24 protein-coding genes are annotated in these 21,282 nt (G+C 71.3%); 18 read left to right on the top strand and 6 right to left on the bottom strand.

Annotation, left to right across the window (positions count from 1 at the left end; all coding sequences use genetic code 11):
• Positions 1 to 44: 44 nt before the first annotated feature.
• Both OG580_RS28400 and OG580_RS28395 read right to left on the bottom strand, forming a co-directional pair.
• The gene (locus OG580_RS28400) at positions 45 to 746 is read right to left on the bottom strand and encodes a 4'-phosphopantetheinyl transferase superfamily protein (protein ID WP_267046488.1); all 702 of its coding nucleotides are present in this window, start codon (positions 744 to 746) and stop codon (positions 45 to 47) included.
• Between the two features lie 5 nt (positions 747 to 751).
• Positions 752 to 1,027, bottom strand: coding sequence for an acyl carrier protein (locus OG580_RS28395; RefSeq protein WP_267046487.1), 276 nt, complete (start codon positions 1,025 to 1,027; stop codon positions 752 to 754).
• A 435-nt stretch (positions 1,028 to 1,462) separates the two neighbouring features.
• Between OG580_RS28395 and OG580_RS28390 the strand changes: the two genes are divergently transcribed.
• A complete protein-coding gene (locus OG580_RS28390) occupies positions 1,463 to 2,497 on the top strand; it encodes a hypothetical protein (protein ID WP_267046486.1) in 1,035 nt (344 codons plus the stop codon).
• 194 nt (positions 2,498 to 2,691) lie between these two features.
• On the opposite strand, the gene OG580_RS28385 is transcribed toward OG580_RS28390, so the two are convergent.
• Positions 2,692 to 3,333, bottom strand: coding sequence for a TetR/AcrR family transcriptional regulator (locus tag OG580_RS28385; RefSeq protein ID WP_267046485.1), 642 nt, complete (start codon positions 3,331 to 3,333; stop codon positions 2,692 to 2,694).
• An 83-nt stretch (positions 3,334 to 3,416) separates the two neighbouring features.
• On the opposite strand from OG580_RS28385, the gene OG580_RS28380 reads away from it, so the two are divergent.
• The 3 genes from OG580_RS28380 to OG580_RS28370 are packed head-to-tail and all read left to right on the top strand — an operon-like array spanning position 3,417 to position 6,703.
• Entirely contained in the window at positions 3,417 to 4,484 is a 1,068-nt protein-coding gene (locus tag OG580_RS28380; protein ID WP_267046484.1) for a zinc-binding dehydrogenase, read from the top strand.
• Positions 4,481 to 6,067: an MFS transporter gene (locus OG580_RS28375; RefSeq protein WP_267046483.1), complete on the top strand. Its 1,587-nt coding sequence runs from the start codon at positions 4,481 to 4,483 to the stop codon at positions 6,065 to 6,067. Before OG580_RS28380 ends, OG580_RS28375 begins: the two co-directional genes overlap by 4 nt.
• A 15-nt stretch (positions 6,068 to 6,082) precedes the next feature.
• Positions 6,083 to 6,703: a DsbA family oxidoreductase gene (locus OG580_RS28370; RefSeq protein WP_267046482.1), complete on the top strand. Its 621-nt coding sequence runs from the start codon at positions 6,083 to 6,085 to the stop codon at positions 6,701 to 6,703.
• Positions 6,704 to 6,789: 86 nt separating this feature from the next.
• On the opposite strand, the gene OG580_RS28365 is transcribed toward OG580_RS28370, so the two are convergent.
• Positions 6,790 to 7,470, bottom strand: a complete 681-nt coding sequence (locus tag OG580_RS28365; RefSeq protein ID WP_267046481.1) for a response regulator transcription factor — start codon at positions 7,468 to 7,470, stop codon at positions 6,790 to 6,792.
• Between the two features lie 280 nt (positions 7,471 to 7,750).
• Here OG580_RS28365 and OG580_RS28360 point away from each other — a divergent pair, with 280 nt between their 5' ends.
• From OG580_RS28360 to OG580_RS28310, 12 genes are all read left to right on the top strand, one after another.
• Positions 7,751 to 8,320, top strand: coding sequence for a GNAT family N-acetyltransferase (locus tag OG580_RS28360; RefSeq protein ID WP_267046480.1), 570 nt, complete (start codon positions 7,751 to 7,753; stop codon positions 8,318 to 8,320).
• A gap of 142 nt (positions 8,321 to 8,462) precedes the next feature.
• A complete protein-coding gene (locus OG580_RS36190) occupies positions 8,463 to 8,546 on the top strand; it encodes a putative leader peptide (RefSeq protein ID WP_312846743.1) in 84 nt (27 codons plus the stop codon).
• Positions 8,547 to 8,672: 126 nt separating this feature from the next.
• Entirely contained in the window at positions 8,673 to 10,370 is a 1,698-nt protein-coding gene (locus OG580_RS28355) for a nitrite/sulfite reductase (protein WP_267046479.1), read from the top strand.
• Complete coding sequence (locus OG580_RS28350) at positions 10,367 to 10,546, top strand: hypothetical protein (protein WP_189505042.1); 180 nt, start codon at positions 10,367 to 10,369, stop codon at positions 10,544 to 10,546. The genes OG580_RS28355 and OG580_RS28350 overlap by 4 nt, the downstream gene beginning before the upstream one ends.
• Positions 10,543 to 11,259, top strand: a complete 717-nt coding sequence (locus OG580_RS28345) for a phosphoadenylyl-sulfate reductase (RefSeq protein ID WP_267046478.1) — start codon at positions 10,543 to 10,545, stop codon at positions 11,257 to 11,259. Before OG580_RS28350 ends, OG580_RS28345 begins: the two co-directional genes overlap by 4 nt.
• A complete protein-coding gene (cysC, locus tag OG580_RS28340; RefSeq protein ID WP_267046477.1) occupies positions 11,259 to 11,837 on the top strand; it encodes an adenylyl-sulfate kinase in 579 nt (192 codons plus the stop codon). Before OG580_RS28345 ends, cysC begins: the two co-directional genes overlap by 1 nt.
• Complete coding sequence (cysD, locus tag OG580_RS28335; RefSeq protein WP_267046476.1) at positions 11,834 to 12,769, top strand: sulfate adenylyltransferase subunit CysD; 936 nt, start codon at positions 11,834 to 11,836, stop codon at positions 12,767 to 12,769. The genes cysC and cysD overlap by 4 nt, the downstream gene beginning before the upstream one ends.
• Positions 12,769 to 14,118, top strand: coding sequence for a sulfate adenylyltransferase subunit 1 (locus tag OG580_RS28330; protein WP_267046475.1), 1,350 nt, complete (start codon positions 12,769 to 12,771; stop codon positions 14,116 to 14,118). The genes cysD and OG580_RS28330 overlap by 1 nt, the downstream gene beginning before the upstream one ends.
• A gap of 203 nt (positions 14,119 to 14,321) precedes the next feature.
• The gene (locus tag OG580_RS28325; protein WP_267046474.1) at positions 14,322 to 15,431 is read left to right on the top strand and encodes an aliphatic sulfonate ABC transporter substrate-binding protein; all 1,110 of its coding nucleotides are present in this window, start codon (positions 14,322 to 14,324) and stop codon (positions 15,429 to 15,431) included.
• Positions 15,432 to 15,499: 68 nt separating this feature from the next.
• A complete protein-coding gene (locus tag OG580_RS28320; protein WP_267046473.1) occupies positions 15,500 to 16,294 on the top strand; it encodes an ABC transporter ATP-binding protein in 795 nt (264 codons plus the stop codon).
• Complete coding sequence (locus tag OG580_RS28315; protein ID WP_267046472.1) at positions 16,281 to 17,183, top strand: ABC transporter permease; 903 nt, start codon at positions 16,281 to 16,283, stop codon at positions 17,181 to 17,183. The genes OG580_RS28320 and OG580_RS28315 overlap by 14 nt, the downstream gene beginning before the upstream one ends.
• A gap of 8 nt (positions 17,184 to 17,191) precedes the next feature.
• On the top strand, positions 17,192 to 17,938 hold the full coding sequence (locus OG580_RS28310; protein WP_267046471.1) for a sirohydrochlorin chelatase: 747 nt from the start codon (positions 17,192 to 17,194) through the stop codon (positions 17,936 to 17,938).
• 15 nt (positions 17,939 to 17,953) lie between these two features.
• Here the strand turns inward: OG580_RS28310 and OG580_RS28305 are convergent, their stop codons facing one another.
• Positions 17,954 to 18,646, bottom strand: coding sequence for a DsbA family protein (locus OG580_RS28305; RefSeq protein ID WP_267046470.1), 693 nt, complete (start codon positions 18,644 to 18,646; stop codon positions 17,954 to 17,956).
• A gap of 75 nt (positions 18,647 to 18,721) precedes the next feature.
• Entirely contained in the window at positions 18,722 to 19,285 is a 564-nt protein-coding gene (locus OG580_RS28300; protein WP_267046469.1) for a DUF1697 domain-containing protein, read from the bottom strand.
• A 257-nt stretch (positions 19,286 to 19,542) separates the two neighbouring features.
• Between OG580_RS28300 and OG580_RS28295 the strand changes: the two genes are divergently transcribed.
• Both OG580_RS28295 and OG580_RS28290 read left to right on the top strand, forming a co-directional pair.
• Positions 19,543 to 20,400 (top strand): phosphotransferase enzyme family protein, encoded by an 858-nt coding sequence (locus tag OG580_RS28295; protein ID WP_267046468.1) that lies wholly within the window; start codon positions 19,543 to 19,545, stop codon positions 20,398 to 20,400.
• A gap of 45 nt (positions 20,401 to 20,445) precedes the next feature.
• On the top strand, positions 20,446 to 21,270 hold the full coding sequence (locus OG580_RS28290; protein ID WP_267046467.1) for an alpha/beta fold hydrolase: 825 nt from the start codon (positions 20,446 to 20,448) through the stop codon (positions 21,268 to 21,270).
• Positions 21,271 to 21,282: the final 12 nt, after the last annotated feature.

Raw genomic sequence — 21,282 nt, 5'->3', positions numbered from 1 at the left:
GCGTCACGGAACACTCCACTTCGAGGGGGGGGTGGCTGCTCTGATCACATGGCGGGAGCGGCGGCTCCGAGGAAGGCGGCGGAGCGCACCCGTACCTCGGGCGGCCCCACCCCCTCCGCGCGTACGGCCACGGCCGCCGCGTACGCGCGGTCCTCGGCGAGGTCCAGGTCGAACACCGTCCAGCCCGGCGGCCTGTGTCGGGTGTCCGTACCCAGGTACTCGGCGGACAGGCCGTGCGCCAGACCCGTGCCGATCCCCTTGAGATAGGCCTCCTTACGGGTCCAGAGCCGGCCGAACGCGGCCGGCCGGACCCGCTCGGACTGCCGTGCCACCTCGGCCCGTTCGGCCGGGTGGAGCGCCGGGAGGCACGCCTCGACGGTGCCGCCGCCCGGTGAGCGCTGGATGTCCGCCCCCACCGGGGCGGCGGCGACGGCGACGAGTACCCGGCCGTGGCTGTGCGAGAGGGAGAAGTGGACGGGCGGTGTGGCGGCGGCCAGTTCGGGCCGGCCGTGCGGACCACCGCACTCGGGGCAGGTGGCCCGGGTGAACCGCAGCTCCCCCGGGGCCGTCCCGGTGTGCAGTGCGAGGACGCGGCGGAGCGCGATGTGGGCGGCGATGTACCGGAGCCGGTCGCCGGGGCCGACGAATCGATCCGCCCGCTCCCGCTCCCGGCCGTCCAGCTCCTCCAGGGCGAGGGCCGCGGTGTCGTGCCGTACGTCGTTCGTCCGCACCAGCCAGACGTCCACGGCGGTCAGACGGTCGGTACGGAACGCAGCTGGACGTTCACGGCCTCGATCAGGCGGCGCGGTGTGGCGGTCTCGGTGAGCGTCTCGTCCTCAAGGGTGATGTCGAACTCGCGCTCAATCCGCGTACCGGTCTCCAGCATGGCGAGGGATTCATATCCGAGCGCTTCGAAATCCACGTCGAGTATGTCACCTTCGAGGTCGACGCTTTCGTCGGCACCGACCCCTTCCTTGAGAATTCGCTTCAGATCACCGAGGTCGAAGGTCCTGTTTCCGGAAGACATAATCGTCCTTTCGCGGGGTCGGATGGGTTCCCCGGCAGGCGTCGGCCCCGGTCGGGCCCGCGGTCGGACCGCGGCCCGACGGGCACCTGGCATACGGGTTCACGTGACGGCGTTCACCTGCGGGATTCGCCACGGCAGAGGAAGTGGGCGCCCCTTACCGCCCGCATCGGACCGCGTCGGGACCGGGGGCTGGGCACATGCCTGGGGAACGTAGCCAACAGCTTCTTCGCCGGACCACCGCCCCGTCAATGGAGATCTTTTAAGATACCGACAAGATCATGTCAAGCAATCGTAAAGTCGTCAGGATCCCATCAACAGCAGGACGGGCTCCGCCAGTAAATCAAGTCGCCCTTGCCGGACCCGAGGAGGGCTTTTACGCTGACCGGACCGCCGCGATCCACCAGCTGGATCGAATTTACAAAGGGGAAACACACCTTGAATTCCCGCGAGACGCGAACGGTCCGGTCACACCACCCCTGCGCCGGCGCCGGGTGCCGGCGACGGCGCGAGACCGGGGCGGGACACGGGCGGCGGGCCGCCGCCGGAGCCCTCCTCTGCCCGGACTGTCAGGGCGATCTCCTCACCGACCTCCGCAGGCTGCCCCCGCTCTACCGGGCCTGCGGTCAACTCCTCGACGGCAGCCGGAGCGTGAGCGGCCCGCGCGAGCACACTTCGGGGGGCGGGTTACCCGGCCTTCCCTTCAACACGGCCGCGTCCGACGTCCGCCGGGAGACCCTGGCGATCCTCAACTCCTGGGCGGGCCTGGTCGCGGAGGCCCGACGGCTCCCCCGCCCCGACCGCACGGTGGAGGCCCTGACGGCCTTCCTCGTACGCCACTCGGCATGGCTGAGCGCACACGGCGCCGCCGGGGACGCCTCCCGCGAGCTGAGCGGGGTGTGCCGCCGAGCCGCCCGCGTGGCCGACCCGGCCGACCGGCGCCGCCTGGTGACGGTCGGCCTCTGTCCCGAGCCGGGTTGCACGGGAAAGCTCCAGTCGCTGATCCGGCCGGACGCCGCCGGACCGCCGCCGGCCGTACGCTGCCGGGCCGAGCCGTCCCACCACTGGTCGGGCGAGCAACTGATGCCGCTCAGGCGGCGGATGACGGCGCGAGCGGCCGCGACACACGGCACACCGCCGCTCGGCACTGGCACGGGCACGGGTACGAGTACGAGTACGAGTACGGGTACGGGTACGGGTACGGGTACGGGTACGGGTACGGGTACGGGTACGGGTACGGGTACGGGTACGGGTACGGGCACCGGCACCGCCGCGACCGAGGCCGCTCCCGTGCGGATCGTGTGGCTCACCGCCTCCGACATCACCCGTCTGTGGGGCACGCCGTCCGGCAGCGTCTACCGGCTCGCCAGCCAGCGGGCGTGGCGGCGACGGAGTCACGGCGGCCGTACGTACTACCACGAGGCCGATGTCGTACGGGCGTTGAGCGAGCAGCGCCCCCGGCCCGTCGCCTGACGAACCGCGACCGCGACCCCGGCTCGACTCCGGCCCCGACCCTGGTCCTGGCCCTGGCCCTGCCCCTGACCCTGACCCGAACCGAATCCGACCCCGACCCCCACTCGACTTCAGCTCCGAGCTCGACCCGGCTCCGACCTCGACCCGGCTCCGGCTCCGGCGACGACTCGGCTCCGTACCCCCTCGCCCCGCGCCTACCAGCGCTCGGCGAGGAGGCCGGGGCCCGGCGGCATGCCCGGAAGCGAACCGTGCCCCGTGCGCAGCCCGTCGAGGGCGATGGCGATGATCCGCCGGTGGGCGTCGCGCGCCGCGTCGACGAGGTCGTCCCTCCCCTGCACCTCGAACTGCTCGGCCAGGGACGCCTTGCCGAGCTGCTCGATGAGGAGGGAGACGTCCACGGTCGTGGCGTCCGGCCGCAGCACCCCCGCCTCGTGGGCGCGCGCCACCAGGGCGCGCGTCAGCTCCTCGGACCGGGTGAACTTCTCGGCCATCTCCGCGGTGACGGGGATCGTGCCGGCCAGCGGACCGAGCGCGCCGCCACTGAACTCGATGGCGGAGGTGACGTAGTGGACGAGCCCCTCCCAGGCGTCCTCGTGCGCGAGCCCCTCCTCCGCCGCCTGGATCCACTGCCCCAGCGACAGCGCGCAGAGGTGCTGGAACAGCTCCTCCTTGGTGCGGTAGCGCCGGTAGAGGCTGGCGATGCCGACTCCGGCACGGGCGGCGATCGCCGCCACGGAGGTATGGGCGCCATCCACGGCAAGGACCTTCTTGGCGGCCTCAAGGAGGGCGCGGTCGTTGCGTTCCGCTTCGGCGTATCGGGGAGCTCGTCGGGCCATGAGCTCACTCTAATCGCTTGCGAAGCGAATCGCTCCGTTATACATTTCAAACGAAGCGAAGCTATCCGTTTGGGAGGGGCGCCGTGCTGTCCGTGGTGATGGAGGAGTTCGGAGGACCGGAGGTCCTGCGGGCTCGACAGGTCGAGGATCCGGTGCCGGGCCCGGGCCAGGTGCTGGTCGACGTGGTGTACGCGAGCGTCACGTTCGTCGAGACCCAGGTCCGCTCGGGCAACGGCCCGTTCGGCCGCCCCGCACTCCCCCGCGTGCCGGGCAACGGCGTGGGCGGTCGCGTCGTCGCCGTCGGCCCCGAGGTGGATCCCGCGCTGATCGGCACGGTCGTCGTCACCACGACCGGCGGCGAGGGCGGCTACGCCGAGCGCGCCCTGGCCCGCGCCGACGAGGTGGTGCCGGTCCCGCCGGGCCTCGCCCTCAAGGACGCGGTCGCCCTGCTCGCCGACGGCCGTACCGCACTCCTGCTGTTCCGGCAGGCGGAGGTCAAGCCGGGCGAGAAGGTCCTCGTGGAGGCCGCGGCCGGCGGAGTCGGCAGCCTCCTCGTCCAGTTGGCCGTGCACGCGGGCGCCCGCGTCGTCGGCGCCGCGCGCGGCGACCGGAAGGCCGAACTCGTCGTCTCCCTCGGCGCCTCGTACGTCGACTACTCGAACGACGAGTGGCTCCGCCGGGTCGGGGACGCGGCCGGCGGCGGCGAGCTCGACGTCGTCTTCGACGGGGTGGGCGGTGCGATCGGCACCGCGGCGGCGAGCGCCCTGCGCCCCGGCGGACGCATCAGCCTGTACGGGATGGCGAGCGGCGCCGACGCGACCCTCGACGAGGACGACCTCGCCGCCCGGCGGATCCGCATGCTCGGGCTCTTCGCCGCTCCGGGCCCCGCCGAGACCCACCCGCTCATCGGAGAAGCCCTGCGGCTCGCCGCGGACGGCGTCCTGCGGCCGGTCGTCGGCCAGGTCTTCCCGCTGTCCGCGGCGGCCGAGGCGCACGCCGCCATCGAGGCGCGGGCCACCGTCGGCAAGACACTGCTGGCCGCCCGCACCCCACAAGCCGACCCGAACGACGCCTCGGACGACGCCTCGGACGACGCCTCGGGCGACGCCTCGGGCGACGCCTCGGGCGACGCCTCGGGCGACGACCGATGAGCACCGAGGCCCGTACCCCGCCGGAACGGGCGGGCGCCCGCGAGTGGACCGCCCTCGCGGTCCTCGGCGTCCCGGCCGTCCTGGTCATGATGAACATGTCGGTGCTCTACCTGGCGCTCCCGACCCTCAGCCGCGACCTGGACCCCAGCGGCCCCCAACTGCTGTGGATCACCGACATCTACGGCTTCATGGTCGCCGGCGCCCTCATCACCATGGGCACGCTCGGCGACCGGATCGGCCACCGCCGGATCCTCCTGGTCGGGGCCGTCGCCTTCACCGCCGCCTCGGTCTTCGCCGCGTACGCGGACAGCGCCGGCATGCTCGTCGCCGCGCGCGCGGTCCAGGGCGTCGCCGCGGCCTCCCTCGCGCCGTCCTCGCTCTCCGTGATCCGCAACCTCTTCCGCGACCCCGGACAGCGCACCCTCGCCATCACCATCTGGATGATGAGCTTCATGGGCGGCGGGGCCCTCGGCCCGCTCGTCGGCGGCGTGCTCCTCCAGTACTTCTGGTGGGGCTCGGTCTTCCTCGTCGCCGTACCGACCATGCTGGTGCTGCTGCTCACCGTGCCGTTCCTCGTACCGGAGATCCGCACGGCAGGCTCGGGGCGGCTCGACCTCGTCAGCGTCGCCATGTCCCTGGTGACCCCGCTCGCGGTCGTGTACGGGATCAAGAACCTCGCCGCGGAGGGCTTCGGCCTCTCCTCGCTGGGCTTCATCGCTCTGGGCCTGGTCGTCGGCGCCGCCTTCGTACGGCGCCAACGACGGCTGGAGACGCCCCTGCTCGACCTCTCCCTCTTCCGCGTCCCCGCCTTCGCCGTCTCGGCCGGCGGCATGATCGTGGTCGGGATGCTCCTCTTCGGTACGAGCCTCCTCACCTCGCAGTACCTGCAGCTGGTGCTGGGATTCGAGCCCCTGAAGGCCGGACTGTGGCAGCTGCCGACCGCCGTGGGCGGCACGATCGTCGCCCTCTGGGTCTCCGGTCTCGCCGCCCGCTTCCAGCCCGCCGTCCTGATGAGCGCGGGCGCCGCCTTCGCCGTCCTCGGACCGGTCATGCTCACCCAGGTCGACGGCGGCCCCGGCTTCGTGGTCGCGGGCTCGCTGCTCCTCTTCGCCGGGCTCACCCCGTTCATGGCCCTGGGCACCGGCCTGGTCGTGGGATCCGCCCCGGCCGAGCGGGCCGGCGCGGCCTCGGCCATCTCCGAGACGGGCGCGGAGCTCGGCGGCGCGCTCGGCATCGCGACGCTCGGCAGCGTCGCCACCGCCGTGTACGGCGGCTACATGGCCGACCATCTGCCCCGCGGCCTGCCCGCGGAGTTCGCCGGACCCGCCGGCGAGACGCTGCCCGCGGCCCTGGAGGCCGCCCGGCAGATCCCCGGCACGCTGGGAACCGCGCTCGCGGACACCGCCCGGGCCGCCTTCACCCACAGCCTGCACGTGCACGCGCTGATCCTGATCCCCCTGCTGGTCGCCCTCTCCGCGCTCACGCTCACGCTGCGCCGCCGCGGAGAGCCGGCCCCGCAGGGCGAGACGTCCCCGACATCCCCCGACGACCGCGCCGCGGCTCCCGCCCCGGTCGCCGACTGAAAGGAACCCCTGGTCATGAGGGTCGAGGTGTACTTCGACATCCTGTGCCCCTGGTGCTACATCGGGAAGCGGAGGCTGGAGACCGCGCTCCGTGGGCGCGCCGACGTGGAGGTCGTCTGGCGCAGCCTGGAACTCGACCCGGAGGGCAGCCCGACGGCCGGCCCGACGGCGGCCGAGGTGATCGCCCAGTACCAGAGCAGCCCGGAGCGGGCGGCCGACCGGATCCGGCAGATCCAGGCGCTCGGCGAGGCCGAGGGGCTGCGGCTCGACCTCCACAAGGCCCGGCCGGTCAACTCCTTCGACGCGCACCGGCTGGTCCGGCTGGGCGCCGCGCACGGGCTGGCCGACGCGATGGTGGAGCGGCTGCTGTACGGGTACCACACCGAGGGTCTCGACATCGCCGCCCCCGAGGTCCTGGAGAAGCTGGCCGTCGAGGCGGGGCTCGAACCGTCCCTGGTCCGCCGGGTACTGGAGGGGACGGAGTTCGGGGAGAGCGTGCGCGCCGACGAACGGCGTGCCGTGGAGATCGGCGTCAGGGGCGTTCCCACGCTGGTGGTCGACGGCGGCCGGCCGACCTCGGCCGTCCAGGGCCCGGACGTCCTGGCCCGGCTGCTGAGCCCCCGGTCGGATGGCTGACGCCACCGCGGGGTCCCGGCGAGGATCGACCGCCCTCGCCGGGACCCGCCGGAACTCCGCTCACTCCCGGCGGTGCCGGCACCCCCTCACTCCTGCCGGAACCGGAATCCCACTCCTCGGACGGTCAGGATCCACCCGCTCTCGCGCAGCTTGCTCCGCATCGAACTCACATGGGTGTCGATGGTCCGGCTCGCCTGCGGGCTCAGCCCCGCCCCGGCCGGGTGCCCCCAGACGTCGATCATCAGGCGCTGCCGGGACACGACCACGCCCGGCCGGCTGGCGAGGTAGTGCAGCAGGTCGAACTCCTTGCGGGTCAGCGTGATCGGCCGCCCGTCGAGTTCGACCTCCCGGGACTCGCTGTCGAGGCTGAGGCCGCCCCGGGAGAGGGTGGGCCGGCGCTGACCGCCGATCCGGGCGCCGACCCGTCGCATGACGGCGTCGATTCGGGCCATCAGCTCCCGAAAAGAATAGGGCCGCTCCAGACAGTCGTCGGAGCCCGCCTGCAGCCCGAGAATCCTGTCGAGTTCGGCGGACTCGCCAGCGAAGGATATAATCGGCGTGTCTCCCGCCGCGCGCATACGACGGCAAACTTCGATTCCGTCGATATCGGGCAGACCGAGATCGAGCAGTACGAGGTCGGCATTCTCGAATGCGTCCAGAGCCTCGGCCCCGGAACCGACCACAATGGTGTCGTGGCCGTACCTTCTCAGGCCTTCTTTCAGCGACTCCGCCTGATCTCCTTCGTCCTCGACCACAAGGACGCGCATTCGATCCCCCTCCGGGTTACCGCCGCCCCAACATACGGTCAGAAGTTTAACAAACCCAACGGATGACCTCCAGGACGCCAAAGTAAAATCGGGCCGGAAAGTCGCCACCCATAGGGGCTTTTGCCTCGATTCCACAATGACCGGGCGCAGTTTTCCGTCACGGCAAATCGATCGCTTTTAGCCATTCTCGGAATTGCCGGACGGCCGGACGGCAGGCCCGCCACCCCCGCACCGGCGACCCCGGTGGCCGCCCCGGGCGGGCTCGTGATGCGATGACGTCATGCACATCACGCTCACCACCTGGTCCCTCGAACAGACCTCGTCGTCCGATCTCCGCCCCTCCCGCGCCCCGGAGGGCGACGACGTCACGATCGCGCGGGCCGAGGTCCCCTCGCCCGAGTACAGCCGCTTCCTCTACACGGCGGTCGGTGGCGACATCCGCTGGAACGACCGCCTGGCGCTCACGTACAAGCAGTGGCAGGAAATCGTCGACAAGCCGGGGTCCGAGATCTGGGTGGCGTACGACCGGGGGACGCCGGCCGGGTACGTCGAGCTCGACCCGCAGCCCGACGGTGTCGTCGAGATCGTCTACTTCGGCCTGATCCCCGCCTTCCGGGGCCGCGGGATCGGCGGGCACCTCCTCTCCGAGGGAGTGCGGCGCGCCTGGGACCTCGCCGAGCGCTGGCCCGAGCGGGAGACCACGAAGCGCGTGTGGCTGCACACCTGCTCGCTCGACGGCCCGCACGCGATGGCCAACTACGAGCGGCGCGGCTTCCGGCTCTTCGACACCAAGGTCGAGGAAGTGGAGGAGTCGGAGACCCCCGGCCCGTGGCCCGGTGCCCACGCCTGAGACGTACGGAAACCACGCGAAGGGGCCCCGACCGGGCCCCTTTTTCGTGACCCACGACACAGCGTCTCGCACACCGAGACATCAATGTCCATATCGTGGACGATGCTGGACTGGGTCCAAAGTCCCGTGACACGCTTCCGTCATGTCTGGAACTGGAACTGCCTTGGTGAGTCGGCGGCACGTCGACCTCGGCCGCATGTCCAGCGCCATCTGTCCGGCGCGCTGAGACCACCAGCACCGCCGCGATTTCTCTTCTGCCCGACCCTGCTGCGCACTGACGCGCCACCCTCTGACCTCAGCGCGAGTGTGCAGGTCAGAGCCGCCCTCTCGCAGTCCCGAAGGACAAGACGCCATGGCCGCCACCCCGGAAAACCCCACACCCGCCGCCGCCCGCCGCAAGGCCGGGCGCCACCGTGGCGAGGGTCAGTGGGCCGTGGGGCACTTCACCCCGCTGAACGGCAATGAGCAGTTCAAGAAGGACGACGACGGTCTCAATGTACGGACACGTATTGAGACGGTCTATTCGAAGCGCGGTTTCGACTCCATCGACCCCAACGACCTGCGCGGACGCATGCGCTGGTGGGGCCTCTACACCCAGCGCAAGCAGGGTCTGGACGGCACCAAGACGGGTGTCCTGGAGCCGGAGGAGCTGGACGACGAGTACTTCATGCTCCGGGTCCGCATCGACGGCGGCCGGCTGACCACGGCCCAGCTCCGGGTGATCGGCGAGATCTCCGAGGAGTTCGCCCGCGGCACCGCCGACATCACGGACCGGCAGAACGTCCAGTACCACTGGATCCGCATCGAGGACGTCCCCGAGATCTGGAACCGCCTGGAGGCGGTCGGCCTGTCGACCACCGAGGCCTGCGGCGACACCCCGCGTGTCGTGCTCGGCTCGCCCGTGGCCGGAATCGCCGAGGACGAGATCATCGACGGCACGCCCGCCATCGACGAGATCTACCGGCGGATCGTCGGCAACAAGGACTTCTCCAACCTGCCCCGCAAGTTCAAGTCGGCCATCTCCGGCTCGCCGCTGCTCGACGTGGCGCACGAGATCAACGACATCGCGTTCGTCGGCGTGCGCCACCCGGAGCACGGCCCCGGCTTCGACGTGTGGGTCGGCGGCGGTCTGTCCACCAACCCGAAGCTCGGCGTCCGCCTCGGCACCTGGGTCTCCCTCGACGAGGTCCCGGACGTCTACGAGGGCGTCATCTCGATCTTCCGCGACTACGGCTACCGCCGGCTGCGCAACCGCGCCCGGCTGAAGTTCCTCGTCGCCGACTGGGGCCCGGAGAAGTTCCGCCAGGTCCTGGAGGACGAGTACCTGCAGCGCAAGCTGGCGGACGGGCCCGCCCCCGAGCAGCCCGCCGGTCAGTGGCGCGATCACGTCGGTGTCCACCGCCAGAACGACGGCCGGTTCTACGTCGGTTTCGCGCCGCGCGTCGGCCGGGTCGACGGCGCCACGCTGACGAAGATCGCCGAGATCGCCGAGGCCCACGGCTCGGGCCGCGTCCGCACCACCGCCGAGCAGAAGATGCTCGTCCTCGACATCGAGGAGGCGCAGGTCGAGGGGATCGTCTCCGCCCTGGAGGCCATGGACCTGCGGGTCACCCCCTCGCCCTTCCGGCGCGGCACGATGGCCTGCACCGGCATCGAGTTCTGCAAGCTCGCGATCGTCGAGACGAAGGGCCGCGGCTCCTCGCTCATCGACGAGCTGGAGCGCCGGGTCCCGGACTTCGACGAGCCGCTGACGATCAACATCAACGGCTGCCCGAACGCCTGCGCCCGTATCCAGGTCGCGGACATCGGTCTCAAGGGCCAGCTGGTCCTGGACGACGAGGGCAACCGCGTCGAGGGCTACCAGGTGCACCTGGGTGGTGCGCTCGGCCTGGAGGCCGGCTTCGGCCGCAAGGTCCGCGGCCTCAAGGTCACCGCGGCCGAGCTCCCGGACTACGTGGAGCGGGTCCTCAAGCGCTTCCAGGCGGAGCGCGAGACCGGCGAGCGCTTCGCGACCTGGACGGCCCGCGCCTCCGAGGAGTCCCTGTCGTGAGCGAGCGTGCCGCACCGTTCCACTGCCCCTACTGCGGGGACGAGGACCTGCGTCCCAACGAGCAGGGTCACGGCGCCTGGGAATGCGCCGCGTGCAGCCGAGCCTTCCAGTTGAAGTTCCTGGGGCTGCTCGCCCCGGGCACTTCGGGCAACACCCCTGGGAGGGAAACGATATGACGGTCACCCAGATCGGACAGGACGCCACCGCGGCCGACCTCAAGGCACTCGCCGAGCAGGCCGGCCGCGACCTGGAGGACGCCTCCCCGCTGGAGATCCTCCGGTGGGCGGTCGACACCTTCGGTGCGCGCTTCTGCGTCACCTCCTCCATGGAGGACGCGGTCGTCGCGCACCTCGCCTCGCGGGTCCGCCCCGGTGTGGACGTCGTCTTCCTCGACACGGGCTACCACTTCGAGGAGACCATCGGCACCCGGGACGCCGTGGACGCCGTCATGGACGTCAACGTCATCACCCTGACCCCGCGTCAGACCGTGGCCGAGCAGGACGCCGAGTACGGCCCGAAGCTGCACGACCGCGACCCCGACCTGTGCTGCGCGCTGCGCAAGGTCAAGCCGCTGGAGGACGGACTGGCCGCGTACGGCGCATGGGCCACCGGCCTGCGCCGCGACGAGTCCCCGACCCGGGCGAACACCCCGGTCGTCGGCTGGGACGAGAAGCGGCAGAAGGTCAAGGTCTCCCCCATCGCCCGCTGGACGCAGGACGACGTCGACGCGTACGTCATGGAGCACGGTGTCCTCACCAACCCGCTCCTGATGGACGGTTACGCCTCCGTCGGCTGCGCCCCCTGCACCCGCCGCGTCCTGGAGGGCGAGGACGCCCGCGCCGGCCGCTGGGCGGGCCGCAACAAGACCGAATGCGGGCTGCACGGCTGATGACCACCACCCCTCAGACCTCCCACACCTCCCAGGAGAACCACGTGACCGGTGCCACCATCTGGCTCACCGGCCTGCCGAGCGCCGGAAAGACCACCATCGCGTACGAGCTGGCCGGCCGCCTCCGCGAGGAGGGCCACCGTGTCGAGATCCTCGACGGCGACGAGATCCGCGAGTTCCTCTCCGCGGGCCTCGGCTTCACCCGCGAGGACCGCCACACCAACGTGCAGCGCATCGGCTTCGTCGCCGAGCTGCTCGCCTCGCACGGCGTCCAGGTCCTGGTCCCGGTCATCGCCCCGTACGCCGACAGCCGCGAGGCGGTCCGCAAGCGTCACCACGCCGAGGGCACCGCCTTCGTCGAGGTGCACGTGGCGACCCCGGTGGAGGTCTGCTCGGTCCGTGACGTGAAGGGCCTCTACGCCAAGCAGGCCGCGGGCGAGATCAGCGGCCTGACCGGCGTCGACGACCCCTACGAGGCCCCCGAGACGCCCGATCTGCGGATCGAGTCCCAGAACCAGACCGTGCAGGAGTCCGCGGCGCAGCTCCACGCGCTGCTCACCGAGAGGGGTCTGCTGTGACCACCGTCGTCAACGTCCATGAGGCGACCGACAGCCCGTTCGCGCTGTCGCACCTCGACTCCCTGGAGTCGGAGGCCGTCCACATCTTCCGCGAGGTGGCGGGTGAGTTCGAGCGGCCGGTGATCCTCTTCTCCGGTGGCAAGGACTCGATCGTCATGCTGCACCTGGCGCTGAAGGCCTTCGCCCCGGCGCCGGTGCCCTTCACGCTGCTCCACGTGGACACGGGGCACAACTTCCCCGAGGTCCTCGACTACCGCGACCGCGCGGTGGCCCGGCACGGGCTGCGGCTGCACGTGGCCTCGGTGCAGGACTACATCGACGCGGGCAAGCTGCGCGAGCGTCCGGACGGCACGCGCAACCCGCTGCAGACCGTGCCGCTGACCGAGGCGATCCAGCAGCACCGTTTCGACGCGGTGTTCGGCGGCGGCCGCCGTGACGAGGAGAAGGCCCGCGCCAAGGAGCGGGTGTTCTCCCTGCGTGACGAGTTCTCGCAGTGGGACCCGCGCCGTCAGCGCCCGGAGCTGTGGCAGCTCTACAACGGCCGCCACGCGCCCGGCGAGCACGTGCGGGTCTTCCCGCTGTCCAACTGGACCGAGCTGGACGTCTGGCAGTACATCGCCCGTGAGGGCATCGAGCTGCCGGAGATCTACTTCGCCCACGAGCGTGAGGTGTTCGCCCGTAACGGCATGTGGCTGACGGCAGGCGAGTGGGGCGGCCCGAAGGACACCGAGACGGTCGAGAAGCGGCTCATCCGCTACCGCACCGTCGGTGACATGTCCTGCACCGGCGCGGTCGACTCCGACGCGACCACGCTCGACGCCGTCATCGCCGAGATCGCCGCCTCCCGCCTCACCGAGCGGGGCGCGACCCGCGCCGACGACAAGATGTCCGAGGCCGCGATGGAAGACCGCAAGCGCGAAGGGTACTTCTAATGAGCACGTCCACCGAGCAGTTCGCCGAGTTCGCCGACGTCTCCGCGACCACCCTGCTGCGTTTCGCCACCGCCGGATCCGTCGACGACGGCAAGTCCACGCTGGTGGGCCGTCTGCTGCACGACTCCAAGTCGGTCCTCACCGACCAGCTGGAGGCCGTCGAGGCCGCGTCCCTCAAGCGCGGCCAGGAGGCACCCGACCTGGCGCTCCTCACCGACGGTCTGCGGGCCGAGCGTGAGCAGGGCATCACGATCGACGTGGCCTACCGCTACTTCGCCACCGCGCGGCGCCGGTTCATCCTCGCCGACACCCCCGGGCACGTGCAGTACACCCGGAACATGGTCACCGGCGCCTCCACCGCCGAGCTGGCCGTGGTCCTGGTCGACGCCCGTAACGGTGTCGTCGAGCAGACCCGCCGGCACGCGGCCGTCGCCGCGCTGCTGCGTGTCCCGCACGTGGTCCTGGCCGTGAACAAGATGGACCTCGTCGAGTACGCCGAGCCCGTCTTCGCCGCGATCGCCGAGGAGTTCACGACGTACGCCTCCGAGCTCGGCGTCCCGGAGATCACCGCGATCCCGATCTCCGCACTCGCCGGCGACAACGTCGTGGAGCCGTCCGCGAACATGGACTGGTACGGCGGCCCGACGGTCCTGGAGCACCTGGAGACCGTCCCGGTCAGCCACGACCTGACCGCCTGCCACGCCCGTTTCCCCGTGCAGTACGTGATCCGGCCGCAGACCGCCGAGCACCCCGACTACCGGGGTTACGCGGGCCAGATCGCGGCCGGCGCGTTCCGCGTCGGCGAGGAGATCACCGTCCTGCCGTCGGGGCGGACCTCCACGATCACCGGGATCGACGCGCTCGGCGAGTCCGTGGACATCGCCTGGGCCCCGCAGTCGGTCACGATCCGGCTCGCCGACGACATCGACATCTCGCGCGGCGACCTGCTCGCCCCCGTCGGTGACGCTCCCACGACCAGCCAGGACGTCGAGGCGACGGTCTGCCACGTGGCCGACCAGCCGCTCGCCGTCGGCCAGCGGGTGCTGCTCAAGCACACCACCCGCACGGTCAAGGCCATCGTCAAGGAGATCCCCTCGCGGCTGACCCTGGACGACCTCTCCCAGCACCCCAACCCCGGGCAGCTGGTCGCCAACGACATCGGCCGCGTCGTCGTACGCACCGCCGAACCGCTCGCGCTCGACGCGTACGCGGACTCCCGCCGAACCGGATCGTTCCTGTTGATCGACCCGGCGGACGGCACCACACTCGCGGCCGGCATGGCGGGCGAATCCTTCGCCACGACCAAGGCCGTCGCCGTCGTAGAGGACGAGGAAGGGTGGGACTTCTGATGTACCAGAACATCTACGCCACCTTCGCGAAGGAGGGCGGCCGGGTGGGCTCCGGCGCCCTCGGCGCGGGCCGGGGAGGTGTGGCGCGATGTGCGTGCTGACCTCGATGCACCGTGTGAGCGGTGCGACACGGCTCCACCCGCTCCACCCCGAACGACATAAACGCAGACTTCGCAGAAGTTGAATCGAGGGGAACACTTCCCGTGCCTGCCACCACCCGTACCACCCTGCGCCGCGGCCTCGCCGCCGCTGCCGCCCTGCCGCTGCTGATCGGCGCTCTCGCCTCCTGCGGCTACGGCTCCGACGCCAAGAACGACGAGAAGAAGGTGGCCGCCGAGGGCGAGAAGCTCTCCGCCGACACCGTACGGCTCGGGTACTTCCCCAATCTCACGCACGCCACCGCGCTCGTCGGTGACCAGGAGGGCATCCTCCAGAAGGAGTTGGGCGGCACGAAGCTCGTGCCCACCACCTTCAACGCGGGCCCGTCCGAGATCGAGGCGCTGAACGCGGACTCGATCGACATCGGCTTCATCGGCCCCTCGCCGTCCATCAACGGCTATGTCAAGACCAAGGGTTCCAACCTGCGCATCATCGGCGGCGCCGCCTCCGGTGGCGTGAAGCTCGTGGTGAACCCGGCGAAGATCAAGACCCTGGACGACCTCAAGGGCAAGAAGATCGCCACGCCGCAGCTCGGCAACACGCAGGACGTGGCCTTCCTCAACTGGATCTCCGAGAAGGGCTGGAAGGTCGACGCCCAGAGCGGCAAGGGCGACGTCTCCGTGGTCCGCACGGACAACAAGGTCACCCCGAACGCCTACGCCTCCGGCGCCATCGACGGTGCCTGGGTGCCGGAGCCGACCGCGTCGAAGCTGGTCAGTGACGGGGCGAAGGTCCTCCTCGACGAGTCCGACCTGTGGCCGGACAAGAAGTTCGTCATCACGAACATCATCGTGTCGCAGAAGTTCCTGACGGCTCACCCCGACGTCGTCGAGGCCTTCCTGCGGGGCGCGGTGAAGACCAACGAGTGGATCAACGCCAACCCGGACAAGGCGAAGGCCTCGGCCAACGCCAAGCTGAAGGACCTCTCGGGCAAGGCGCTGGGCGCGAAGGTCATCGACGCCGCGTGGCCGTCCATCCAGTTCACCAACGACCCGCTGGCGGCCACGCTGCAGGCCCAGGCCGACCACGCGGTGAAGGCCGGTCTCCTGGAGAAGCCGGAGCTGTCCGGCATCTACGACCTGAAGCCGCTCAACAAGGTCCTGAAGGCCACGGGGCAGCCCGAGGTCTCCGACGCCGGTCTCGGCGTGAAGTAACCCCCGAGCAGCCGACGCCAGACACCCGTGCAGCAGCCCGAGTTCAGCATTCCCAGGAGGTGACGACCATGGCCACGACCGCGACGCTCGCCAAGGCCGAGGACCGTGCGGCGGTGACCCATGCCGCCCGTATCGAGCATGTCTCCAAGTCCTTCGGCGGACCCGCCGGCGGGCAGCTCGTCCTCGACGACATCTCGCTCGATGTCGCCCCCGGCGAGTTCGTCACCCTCCTGGGAGCCTCGGGCTGCGGCAAGTCCACGCTGCTCAACCTGGTCGCCGGGCTCGACCGGCCGTCCGCGGGGTCCATCGAGACCCCCGGCGGCCGGCCGGCCCTGATGTTCCAGGAGCACGCCCTCTTCCCGTGGCTCACCGCGGGCAAGAACATCGAACTGGCCCTGCGGCTGCGCGGGGTCGCCAAGGCCGAGCGTCGTGAGGAGGCCGAGCGGCTGCTCGACCTCGTCCGGCTCGGCGGCTCGTACGGCAAGCGGGTCCACGAACTGTCCGGCGGCATGCGCCAGCGCGTCGCGCTGGCCCGCGCGCTCGCCCAGGACAGCGACCTGCTCCTGATGGACGAGCCGTTCGCCGCGCTCGACGCCATCACCCGGGACGTGCTGCACGACGAGCTGACCCGGATCTGGCGGGAGACGAAGGTGTCGGTGCTCTTCGTCACCCACAACGTGCGCGAGGCCGTGCGGCTGGCCGAGCGCGTCGTGCTCCTCTCGTCCCGGCCGGGCCGGATCGCCCACGAGTGGACGATCGACATCCCTCAGCCGCGCCGCATCGAGGACTCCGACGTCGCGGAGCTGTCCCTCGAGATCACCGAGCACCTGCGTGGGGAGATCCGCCGTCATGGCCAGCACTGAAGCCACTCCGAGGACGCCCAAGACACCGAAGGCCGACGACCTCGCCGGTCTGGAAGCCGGTCTGGACGCCCTGGACAGCGTGCAGATCCGGCGGACCCCGGTCCGTGAGGTGCTGCTCAAGAAGGCGCTCCCGCCGCTCCTCGCCGTCGCACTGATCCTGGTCGTGTGGCAGGTGCTGGTCTGGGCGAAGGTCACCGACGAGTACAAGCTCCCCGCACCGTCCGCGGTGTGGGACAGCCTGACCACGATGTGGCTGGAGGGCACGCTCCTCGACGTCCTGTGGACCAGCGTCTCCCGGGCCCTGCTCGGCTTCCTCATGGCGGTCGCCATCGGCACCCCGCTGGGTCTGCTGGTCTCCCGCGTGAAGTTCGTGCGCGCGGCGATCGGCCCGATCCTCTCGGGGCTCCAGTCGCTGCCCTCGGTCGCCTGGGTGGCTCCGGCCGTGCTCTGGCTCGGCCTGAACGACAGCATGATGTTCGCGGTGATCCTGCTCGGCGCCGTCCCGTCGATCGCCAACGGCCTCGTCGCCGGCGTCGACCAGGTCCCCCCGCTCTTCCTGCGGGCGGGCAAGACGCTCGGCGCGACCGGGCTCAAGGGCGCCTGGCACATCGTGATGCCTGCCGCGCTTCCCGGCTACCTGGCCGGCCTCAAGCAGGGCTGGGCGTTCTCGTGGCGTTCGCTGATGGCCGCGGAGATCATCGCGTCCTCTCCCGACCTGGGGCTCGGCCTCGGCCAGCTCCTGGAGAACGGCCGCAACAACATCGACATGGCGGGCATCTTCCTGGCGATCATCCTGATCCTGGTCGTCGGCATCGCCATCGACCTGCTGATCTTCAGCCCGCTGGAGCGCACGGTGCTGCGCCGCCGCGGCCTGCTCACGAAGGGCTGAGTCCGACCGTGAACCGCCCCGTCCTCCTCGTCATCGCCCACGGCAGCCGCGACCCGCGGCACGCGGCGACCGTCCAGGCGCTCGTGCGCCGGGCCGGTGCGCTGCGGCCGGGGCTGCGCGTGGAGACGGCGTTCCTGGACTTCAACCTGCCCTCGGTGACGGGGGTGCTCGACCGGCTCGCCGCCGACGGAGTACGGGACGTGGTGGCGCTGCCGCTGCTGCTGACCCGGGCCTTCCACGCGAAGGCCGACATCCCCGCCGTCCTGCGGCAGGCCCCGCCGTCACTGCGGATCCGGCAGGCGGAGGTCCTCGGACCCTCGCCGCTGCTGATCGCGGCGGTGGAACGGCGGCTGTACGAGGCCGGGCTCACGCCCGGCGACAAGAGCGCGACCGGGGTCGTCCTGGCCTCGGCGGGCTCCACAGACCCGGAGGCGATCGCGGTGATCGCAGAAACGGCGCGGGAGCTGCGGCGCACCGGTTGGTGCTCCGTGCGGCCCGCGTTCGCCTCCGCATCCCTTCCCCGTACGGAGGACGCCGTCCGGGCCCTCCGTACCGATCCCGGCGTGCGGCGGGTGGCCGTCGCCCCGTACGTGATCGCCCCGGGCAGGCTCCCGGACCGCATCGCCGCCGGCGCGTCCGAGGCGGACGTCCTGGCGGACGTCCTCGGCCCCTCCCCCGAACTGGCCGCGCTGCTGGTGGAGCGGTACGACGGCGCGGTGCGCGCCCCGGAGCGCCTTGCCGTGGCCGCGGGCTAGCCCGCCGGACAGGCCCTAGCTGAAGTCGAGACCGCCCGTGCGGGTCCTCTTCAGTTCGAAGAGGTCGGGGTGGGCCGCCAGGACGCGGAAGCTGTCGAAGAGTTCGGCCGCCTTCTCGCCGCGCGGGACCGCGCGCAGCACCGGGCCGAACCAGGCCGTTCCGTCGACGTGGAGCGTCGGCGTCCCGACGTACGCCCCGGCCTCGGGGTCCTTGCCCGCGTCGTGGCTGCGTCGGACGGCCTCGTCGTACGCCGGGTCGTGGGCGGCCGCGGCCAGTTCGGCGGGGAGGCCGAGTTCGGCGAGGGACTCGGCGACGACCGCGTCGAAGTCCTTCTGCTTCCGCTCGTGGATACGGGTCCCGTACGCGGTGTAGAGCGGGCGCAGGATCTCCTCGCCGTGCTCCTCGGCGGCGGCCGCCGCCACGCGCACCGGGCCGATCGAGGCGTCGACGAGCTCGCGGTACCAGTCGGGCAGGGTGTTGCCCTCGTTGTGGAAGTACAGGCTCATGACCTTGAAGCGGAGGTCGACGGGCCGGTGGCGTTCGACCTCCAGGATCCAGCGGGAGGTGATCCACGCGAAGGGGCAGGCGGGGTCGAACCAGAAGTCGACGGTGGTGCGGAGTTCGGTCTCGGTGTCCGTGCCGGTCGCGGTGTCCGTGCCGGTCGCGGTGTCGATCACGGTCGCGGTGTCGGTCTCGGTGCTCGTCATACGGTCGAATCTAGCCAGCGAGTGGCCCGCCGCTGTGGGCCACTCACGAGCCGGTGTACTGGGCCACTTCGGCCGTCACTCCTCGCTCGCCGCCCTCGTCATCTCCACGAGCTTGACCACGGTGTTCCAGTTCCGGGCCGTGGCCACGAGACCCTTGACCACGGCGGGGCGGGAGACGACGTCGCCCAGCTTCGAGCGGCCGAGGCCCTCGGGGACGTACAGGTAGAGCACGCGGTCGCCGAGGGCGAACTCCTCGGGGAGGTACGCCTCCCGGTCGATCGCGGCGAAGCGCTCGGGGTCCGCGGGGCCGGAGTAGTAGATGGCGTGCAGCTGCTTGCCCTCCAGCTCGGCGGCCGGGAACGGGCAGGCCTCGGCGACGGCCGCGAGGTAGTCGGCGTCGCGGACGAGGCAGTCGACGCGGAAGCCGAAACGGCCCTCGATCGCGTCCTCGAGCTCGGTGCCGAGCTCGTCCTCGGTGGCGGTCGAGTCGGTGGTGAAGACGGCGTTCCCGCTCTGCAGGTACGTGCGGACGTCCCGGTGGCCGAGACCTTCGACGAGAGGACGGAGCTCCGCCATGGGGACCTTGCGGTGGCCGCTCACGTTGATGCCGCGGAGGAGGAGCGCGTATGTCTTCGCCATGCGTTCACCTTAGGTCGGCCACCGCGCCGCGTGGGGGGCGGCACGGTGGCCGGTTCGAACACTCTCCGATGGGAGCGATCCGGGAGAAGACCCTTCACCCATCTGTGACTTATTCAACAAGGTTTCGTAATGACGAATTCATCATTTGCGTTGATAGCGGACGAGCACCCGGTCGCCCGCCCCCACCAGCCGTCTGCACCGGGGCGACCTGCCCGGATGCGAGACTTTGGCGCAGACGCAGAGGTAGGGAGAGGTCGATGGACGAGGCGCGGGCGCGGGACATCCTGGCCGCGGCGGGGCTGCCGGTCGCGGAGGCGAGGCTGCTGGCTCTCGGGGAGAACGCGGTCTTCGCCGTGGGCGACCTGGTGGTGAAGGTCGGCAGGGACGCCGAAGTGTTCGGGCGCGCCGAGCGGGAGCTGGCGCTGGCCTCCTGGCTCGCGGAGGCGGGGGTTCCGGCCCCCCGGGCCGCCGAGGAGAAGCCGCGGCTCGTCGAGGGGCACCCGGTCACCTTCTGGCACCGGCTGCCCGACCCGGTCCGGCCCGCGGAGCCCCGCGATCTGGCCCCGCTGCTGAAGGCCGTGCACGCGCTGCCGGCGCCGGAGGGCTTCACGCTCCCCCGGCGTGAGCTGCTCGGCGGGGTCGAGCGGTGGCTGCGGCTCGCGGGCGACGCGATCGACCCGGCGGACGCGGCCTTCCTCCGGGAGCGGCGCGACGCCTTCGCCCCGGCGGCCGCCGCGCTCACCCCGCACCTGACGCCGGGCCCGATCCACGGCGACGCGCTCCCCCGGAACGTCCTCGTCGGCCCGGACGGCCCGGTCCTGATGGACCTGGAGACCTTCTCCTCCGACCTGCGCGAGCACGACCTCGTGGTGCTCGCGCTCTCCCGGGACCGCTACGGCCTCGACCCCGCCGCCCATGACGCCTTCACCGAGGCGTACGGCTGGGACGTCCGGGAGTGGGAAGGATGCGCCGTGCTGCGGGGCGCGCGGGAGACCGCGAGCTGCGCGTGGGTGGCGCAGCACGCGCCGACGAACCCGAAGGCGCTGGCCGAGTTCGAGCGCCGGGTGGCCTCGCTGCGGGACGGCGATCCCGAGGTCCGCTGGTATCCGTTCTGACATCATGGCCCCCGTCGAACCGGGCGTCGGGAACGGGGTGTTGTGATGCGGGTGGAGCTGTCGGACGTCACGCTGGACGTCGAGGTGAGCGGCGAGGGACCGGCGGTGCTGCTGGTGCACGGCTTCCCCGACAGCCACGAGCTCTGGCGCCACCAGGTCCCGGCCCTGACCGCGGCCGGGTACCGGTGTGTCGTCCCGACCCTGCGGGGCTTCGGCGCGTCGGACCGGCCCGGGGGTGGCGCGGAGGCCTGTCACCCGGTCAAGCACGTGGGAGACCTGCTGGAGCTGCTGGGCCGGCTCGATGTCGACCGGTTCCACGCGGTCGGCCACGACTGGGGCTCGGGCGTGGTGCAGGGGATCGCGCAGACCGTGCCCGACCGCGTGACGAGCCTGACGCTCATGTCGGTGGGCAGCATCGCGGCGATCCTCGACGCCGGCTGGGAGCAGCGGCAGCGCCTCTGGCACCTGACGATGTTCCAGCACGAGGGCCTCGCCGAGGAGTGGCTCTCCCGGGAGGACTTCGCGCATCTGCGCGACATGCTCTCCGACCACCCCGAGGCGGAGACGGTCCTGGAGCCGCTGCGTGCTCCGGGCGCGCTGACCGCCGCTCTGAACATCTACCGGTCGGGACTGCCGATCGAGGCCCAGCTGACCCCGCTGCCGGCGCTCCCCCCGCTCTCCGTCCCGGTCATGGGCGTCTGGTCCACCGGCGACCGCTTCCTCACCGAGCGGCAGATGGTGGACACCGGCGAGTACGTCACCGGTCGCTGGCGCTACGAGCGCGTGGCGGACGCGGGCCACTGGTTCCCGCTCGATTGTCCGGAGAAGGTGAACGAACTCCTGCTCGCCTTCCTCAAGGACAACGGCTAGGCCTCGCGGGCC

Source organism: Streptomyces sp. NBC_00094 (genome assembly GCF_026343125.1).
Classification (GTDB): domain Bacteria; phylum Actinomycetota; class Actinomycetes; order Streptomycetales; family Streptomycetaceae; genus Streptomyces.
Note: the sequence above shows the minus strand (reverse complement) of the source record. Positions and strands in the feature narration are given on the sequence as shown.

Excerpts from the sequence above, each read along its gene's own strand:
- OG580_RS28395 (WP_267046487.1), bottom strand. The coding sequence starts at position 1,027 with ATGTCTTCCGGAAACAGGACCTTCGACCTCGGTGATCTGAAGCGAATT.
- OG580_RS28385 (WP_267046485.1), bottom strand. The coding sequence starts at position 3,333 with ATGGCCCGACGAGCTCCCCGATACGCCGAAGCGGAACGCAACGACCGC.
- OG580_RS28375 (WP_267046483.1), top strand. The coding sequence starts at position 4,481 with ATGAGCACCGAGGCCCGTACCCCGCCGGAACGGGCGGGCGCCCGCGAG.
- OG580_RS28370 (WP_267046482.1), top strand. The coding sequence starts at position 6,083 with ATGAGGGTCGAGGTGTACTTCGACATCCTGTGCCCCTGGTGCTACATC.
- OG580_RS28365 (WP_267046481.1), bottom strand. The coding sequence starts at position 7,470 with ATGCGCGTCCTTGTGGTCGAGGACGAAGGAGATCAGGCGGAGTCGCTG.
- OG580_RS28360 (WP_267046480.1), top strand. The coding sequence starts at position 7,751 with ATGCACATCACGCTCACCACCTGGTCCCTCGAACAGACCTCGTCGTCC.
- OG580_RS36190 (WP_312846743.1), top strand. The coding sequence starts at position 8,463 with ATGTCTGGAACTGGAACTGCCTTGGTGAGTCGGCGGCACGTCGACCTC.
- OG580_RS28355 (WP_267046479.1), top strand. The coding sequence starts at position 8,673 with ATGGCCGCCACCCCGGAAAACCCCACACCCGCCGCCGCCCGCCGCAAG.
- OG580_RS28345 (WP_267046478.1), top strand. The coding sequence starts at position 10,543 with ATGACGGTCACCCAGATCGGACAGGACGCCACCGCGGCCGACCTCAAG.
- cysC (WP_267046477.1), top strand. The coding sequence starts at position 11,259 with ATGACCACCACCCCTCAGACCTCCCACACCTCCCAGGAGAACCACGTG.
- OG580_RS28330 (WP_267046475.1), top strand. The coding sequence starts at position 12,769 with ATGAGCACGTCCACCGAGCAGTTCGCCGAGTTCGCCGACGTCTCCGCG.
- OG580_RS28320 (WP_267046473.1), top strand. The coding sequence starts at position 15,500 with ATGGCCACGACCGCGACGCTCGCCAAGGCCGAGGACCGTGCGGCGGTG.
- OG580_RS28315 (WP_267046472.1), top strand. The coding sequence starts at position 16,281 with ATGGCCAGCACTGAAGCCACTCCGAGGACGCCCAAGACACCGAAGGCC.
- OG580_RS28305 (WP_267046470.1), bottom strand. The coding sequence starts at position 18,646 with ATGACGAGCACCGAGACCGACACCGCGACCGTGATCGACACCGCGACC.
- OG580_RS28300 (WP_267046469.1), bottom strand. The coding sequence starts at position 19,285 with ATGGCGAAGACATACGCGCTCCTCCTCCGCGGCATCAACGTGAGCGGC.
- OG580_RS28295 (WP_267046468.1), top strand. The coding sequence starts at position 19,543 with ATGGACGAGGCGCGGGCGCGGGACATCCTGGCCGCGGCGGGGCTGCCG.
- OG580_RS28290 (WP_267046467.1), top strand. The coding sequence starts at position 20,446 with ATGCGGGTGGAGCTGTCGGACGTCACGCTGGACGTCGAGGTGAGCGGC.